Genomic DNA, 4,525 nt, shown 5'->3' with positions numbered 1-4,525 from the left:
TGCCCGGCGATCCAGCGCGAACGCGGTTGCGGCTCAGGCCGCACCGGCACTTGCGCGAAATCGGCACCATTGCCATCTGCGCCGAGCGCGGCATCGAGCGCCCCCAGCGCGGCAGGATGGACCATGTCCTCGGCATCGTGCAACAGCACCGACCGCGCGCGGAAGCTTCCCCGGCGTTCATCCTCGCACAGCGCGGCGTAGAGCCGGTTGAGGCAATCGGCCTTGGTTGTCGGGCCATTCGCCGCGTGGACCACGATTCGCAATCGCGGATCGCCCGCTGCGGCAATCATCGCGGCCAGCGTCTGCGGATCGTTGCGATAACACCCGGCATAGATCCGCAAATCGCGCTGCGGCCAGGCCGAAAGCGTATGCGACAGCATCGTGCCCACCACTTCAGCCTCGTGCCACGCGGGCACCAGCACCGCCGCAACCCCGCGCAACGGCGCGGGCGGGCCATCTTCCGGGCCAGTCGCCAGCCAGCGCGCGCGCCCGCGTCCGGTCAACACCAGTCGCAACCACAGCCCGTCGACCGCAAGCTCGTCGAGCGCGCCGATCGCCAGCCACACCGCCGCGAACAACAGCAGTTCGTGTTCAAAGGCAGAGAGTGCGCGCAATACCGCGCCGAAGCGATCGGCATATGCTAACATCAACGCCCCCAATGAATGGCCTTGTCCCTGCAACCCCATGTCAACAACATTGGTAAGATTATTGTTAGTAACGCTGCGTGGCAACGCGATAAGCACAAGGAACTGATTCGAAAATGGCGCTAAAGTCGCGATTTTTTGCCAAGTTGATCTGGCCGGCGTTTCGGGCAGCCGGTCCGGGCGGAGTCTTGCTGATTGCCACCATTTTGGCGCTTGCCTTCGCCAATTCTGGCTGCCGCGACATTTATCACCATGTACTTCACACCAAATTGGCACATTCGCCGATCGCGGCGCTACCCACGATCGATGCGTGGATCAACGATGGGCTGATGGCGGTGTTTTTCCTGCTCGTCGGGCTGGAGATCAAACGCGAGGCGCTGGTCGGCGCGCTCGCGAACAGTGCAGCGCGGCGCATGCCGGTGATTGCCGCGCTGGCGGGCATGGTGGTGCCCGCGCTGGTGTTCTTGGGCGTGACGCACAATGAACCGCACTTGTGGCGCGGATGGGCGATCCCGGCGGCGACCGACATCGCCTTTGCCATGGCGGTGATCGCTGTGCTGGGCCGCCGCGTACCGCGCAACCTCCGGCTGTTCCTGCTGACCGTGGCGATCGTCGACGATATCGGCGCGGTCATGGTGATCGCGCTGTTCTATGCGCAATCGATCCACTTCGCCTGGTTGGCGGCAGCAGCGGGCGTGCTTGGTGCAATGATCGCCTGCAACCGGCTGGGCGTCCGGCAAACGAGCCCTTACGTCCTGCTGATGCTGCCGCTGTGGTACTGCGTTTTGCGCTCGGGCGTCCATCCGGCGGTGGCGGGGGTAGCGGCGGCATTCGCGGTGCCGCTACGCGCCGGAACCGGCATCCACGGGCCGTTGCGCCGGATCGAGCACGCGCTCGACGCGCCGGTCAACTACCTGATCATGCCGCTGTTCGGGCTGGCAAATGCCGGAGTCGCTCTGAGGGACGGGCCATCGGCGGCGGGCGGGACCACGCTGGCCATCGCCATCGCCGCCGCGCTCGTGCTCGGCAAGCAGGCCGGCGTGGCGCTGGCGGTGTTCGCATGCGAGGCGCTGGGCGTGGCGCATCGCCCGGCAGGAACCAACGCGCTCCACATCTGGGGCGCGGCGCTCGCCTGCGGGGTGGGCTTCACGATGAGCCTGTTCATCACCACGCTGGCCTTCCCCGACGCGCCAGAACTGGCCGAACGCGCGCGGCTGGGGATCATCGCAGGGTCTGCGATCGCAGCGCTGGCGGCCGGCGTGGTGTTGTGGTTCGCGCATCGCCGGGCCAAGCTGTGATCTTCTGAAGCGATCAATATGACCATATTTATCGACTTAGAAGATCAATAAATCGGGTGTAGCAAGACCTCACACAGTCAACGAAGGAAACTGCCATGACCGGATCCAATGCCAAGGCCGCACTCGCCGACAGCCTCAACGCGTTGCTCGCCGATCACTTCGCGCTCTATCTCAAGACCAAGAACTTCCATTGGCACGTGCGCGGGGCCCAGTTCCGCGACCTGCACCTGCTGTTCGACGAACAGGCGACCGAACTGTTCGCGCTGACCGACGTGCTGGCCGAACGCGTGCGCAAGAACGGCGCCGAAACGCTGACTTCGATCGGCGCGATTGCGGCGAAATCGGCGATCAAGGATGATGACCGGCGCGGGCTCGACGCGATGGAAATGGTCAAGGTGCTGCGCGACGACAACGCCGCGCTGGTCGAAGCCACCCGCACGGTGAAGGCCGCGGCCACCGCCGCCGGCGACAATGCCACCGAAGGCTTCGCCGATGACTGGACCGACCAGGCCGAACGCCGGGTGTGGTTCCTCAGCGAGATCCTGGCCTGATCGCGCGGCCCCGCTTACCATTCGCGCCGCTTGCCGTTCCAGTCGAAGAACGCGCCGGTCTGTTCGATCGTCCAGCCAGCGGCCAGGCTGCGCAGCCCTTCGGCGCTTTCCTGCGGGGTAATCTCGGCCTGCGCGCCGCCCATGTCGGTCTGGACATAGCCGGGGTGGACGAGGCCGACCACGACACCGCGCGGTTTGAGATCGGTGGCGACCGAGCGCATCAACCGGTTGAGCGCGGCCTTGGACGACGCATAGGCGTAAAAACCGCCGTAGGGCCAGGTCGAGGCGCCGATCTGGCTCGACAGGTTGATGACTTTCGCGCCGCTTTCCAGCCGGGGCAGGAATGCCTGGAGCACGCGCAGCGGGCCCTTGACCATCACTTCGAACAGCGCGTCCCAGGTGTCTTCGTCAAGGCTTTCGAGTTCGGGCGCGCGGTGGCCGGATATGCCTGCGACGTTGTAAAGGATGTCGATGGCTTCGCTGCCTGTGTCGGCCGCGCCGGCCTTGACCGACGCCGCATCGGCCACGTCCATCGCGTGGACGGTCAGCTTGCCGCCCGATCCGGCGGCAAGGTCGTTCAGCGCCGTGGCGGTGGCGGGATCACGAGCCAGCGCGAACACCCGGTCGCCCGCAGCAAGGTGCTGCCTGGCCAGTTCGAAGCCGATGCCGCGCGCGGCGCCAGTGATTGCGATGGTTGGCATTGGTTCTCTCCACAAGGCCCGATGACGGCACATCAAGGCGCCACTTCGGCATCATGTCTACAGGTCTAGTGGAGCGCGATGGATTTACCAATGCCGGGGATGAGTTGTCCGGCGCAAATGAAGTCACACCGGCACAGGGCGCCGTCTCGAGCATGCGCTGTGCCCGATCATATTGCCGGTGATCAAATGCCGGCTTCACAAAGCCGCAAAGGCGGGCCTATTATCGATGGCAGTTCCACAAAAGGACCACGGCCCATGCCCCAACTTCGCCCCTTGGATCCGAACTTTCCGATCACGAGCCAATTTGGAGCCGAGGCCTCCCCGGTGGTCCTGGTCAACATCTTTACTGTCGATGCCCGAGACGTCGATGCCCTACTTTTTGCCTGGGAAAAGGACGCGCTTTGGATGAAAGCACAGCCCGGCTTCATTTCGACCCAGCTTCACCGCGCCATCGGGGAGAGCCATGCCTTTATGAACTATGCGGTTTGGGAAACAGTCGACCATTTCCGGCGCGCGTTCACCGATCCGGAATTCCAGCAGGCGCTGGCCGCATATCCCGATAGCGCGGTGATCTCCCCGCACTTGTTCCAGAAAATGGCGGTCAGCAACTTGTGCGTCGAATGACGAACTGCTTGGGTTGGCCCGTGCGAGCCGGATCAGAACGGCAATCTTGCCTGTCCCGCACCTTCTGACGCTTCGCGACCCTCAACCTCCCCATCGCCCACCAGTGCCGAAACCCCCAGCCCCATCAGCCGCACCGGTTGCGGCAGGGGTAGCGCGGCGTCGAGCAGGGCGCGGGCGGTGGTGGCGAACACTTCGCGGCTGTCGACCGGCGCGGGCAGCGACTTCGCCCGCGTCATGTTGCTGAAATCCGAGAACTTGAGCTTCAGCGTTACCGTCCGGCCGCGCGCCTGCGCGCGTTCGATCCGTTCCCAGGCGATCTCGATGATGTCCTCCAGCGTATCACGCAAGCTCGCGCCCGAGGACAGATCGTGGTCAAACGTCCGCTCGGCGCTGACCGACTTGCGCGGGCGATCAGCGCGGACTCGGCGCAAGTCGATGCCTCGCGCGGCGCGGAACAGGTAATCGCCCATGCTGCCGAATTGCGCGCGCAGGAAGGCCTGGGTCTGGATCGCGAGATCGGCGCCGGTGTGGATGCCGAGCGCGGCCATCTTTTCCTGACCGCGCGGGCCGACGCCGTGAAAGCGCCCGACCGGCAGGCCCGCGACGAATTGCGCGCCCTCGCCCGGCCGGATCACGCACAAGCCATCGGGCTTGTTCTGGTCGCTCGCCAGCTTGGCCAGGAACTTGTTGTACGAAACCCCGGCGCT

General features: G+C 65.0%; 5 protein-coding genes and 1 pseudogene. 3 read left to right on the top strand and 3 right to left on the bottom strand.

The window, feature by feature from the left end:
- Nucleotides 1-647: glycosyltransferase (locus tag Q0R16_RS15325; protein WP_295637966.1), on the bottom strand; the 647-nt coding region annotated here is incomplete at its 3' end.
- A 185-nt stretch (nt 648-832) separates the two neighbouring features.
- On the opposite strand from Q0R16_RS15325, the gene nhaA reads away from it, so the two are divergent.
- Both nhaA and Q0R16_RS15315 read left to right on the top strand, forming a co-directional pair.
- Nucleotides 833-1,942 carry a Na+/H+ antiporter NhaA gene (gene nhaA / locus Q0R16_RS15320; RefSeq protein ID WP_295637963.1) on the top strand — a complete coding sequence of 370 codons (1,110 nt, stop codon included), beginning with the start codon at nt 833-835 and terminating at the stop codon, nt 1,940-1,942.
- Between the two features lie 95 nt (nt 1,943-2,037).
- Nucleotides 2,038-2,493: a DNA starvation/stationary phase protection protein gene (locus Q0R16_RS15315; protein ID WP_295637961.1), complete on the top strand. Its 456-nt coding sequence runs from the start codon at nt 2,038-2,040 to the stop codon at nt 2,491-2,493.
- 14 nt (nt 2,494-2,507) lie between these two features.
- Here the strand turns inward: Q0R16_RS15315 and Q0R16_RS15310 are convergent, their stop codons facing one another.
- A complete protein-coding gene (locus tag Q0R16_RS15310; RefSeq protein WP_295637957.1) occupies nt 2,508-3,194 on the bottom strand; it encodes an SDR family oxidoreductase in 687 nt (228 codons plus the stop codon).
- A 255-nt stretch (nt 3,195-3,449) separates the two neighbouring features.
- Here Q0R16_RS15310 and Q0R16_RS15305 point away from each other — a divergent pair, with 255 nt between their 5' ends.
- Complete coding sequence (locus tag Q0R16_RS15305; RefSeq protein WP_295637954.1) at nt 3,450-3,818, top strand: antibiotic biosynthesis monooxygenase family protein; 369 nt, start codon at nt 3,450-3,452, stop codon at nt 3,816-3,818.
- Nucleotides 3,819-3,850: 32 nt separating this feature from the next.
- Here Q0R16_RS15305 and Q0R16_RS15300 read toward each other — a convergent pair.
- Nucleotides 3,851-4,525, bottom strand: a pseudogene (locus Q0R16_RS15300) (DNA polymerase IV); the annotation flags it as partial.

This window comes from Novosphingobium sp., from assembly GCF_025351285.1.
Classification (GTDB): Bacteria; Pseudomonadota; Alphaproteobacteria; order Sphingomonadales; family Sphingomonadaceae; genus Novosphingobium.
The sequence above is the reverse complement of the archived record's forward strand: the minus strand, read 5'-3'. Positions and strand labels throughout refer to the sequence as shown.

What these genes read in the sequence shown, in the direction of transcription:
- Q0R16_RS15315 (WP_295637961.1), top strand. Translation starts at nt 2,038, where the DNA reads ATGACCGGATCCAATGCCAAGGCCGCACTCGCCGACAGCCTCAACGCG.
- Q0R16_RS15310 (WP_295637957.1), bottom strand. Translation starts at nt 3,194, where the DNA reads ATGCCAACCATCGCAATCACTGGCGCCGCGCGCGGCATCGGCTTCGAA.
- Q0R16_RS15305 (WP_295637954.1), top strand. Translation starts at nt 3,450, where the DNA reads ATGCCCCAACTTCGCCCCTTGGATCCGAACTTTCCGATCACGAGCCAA.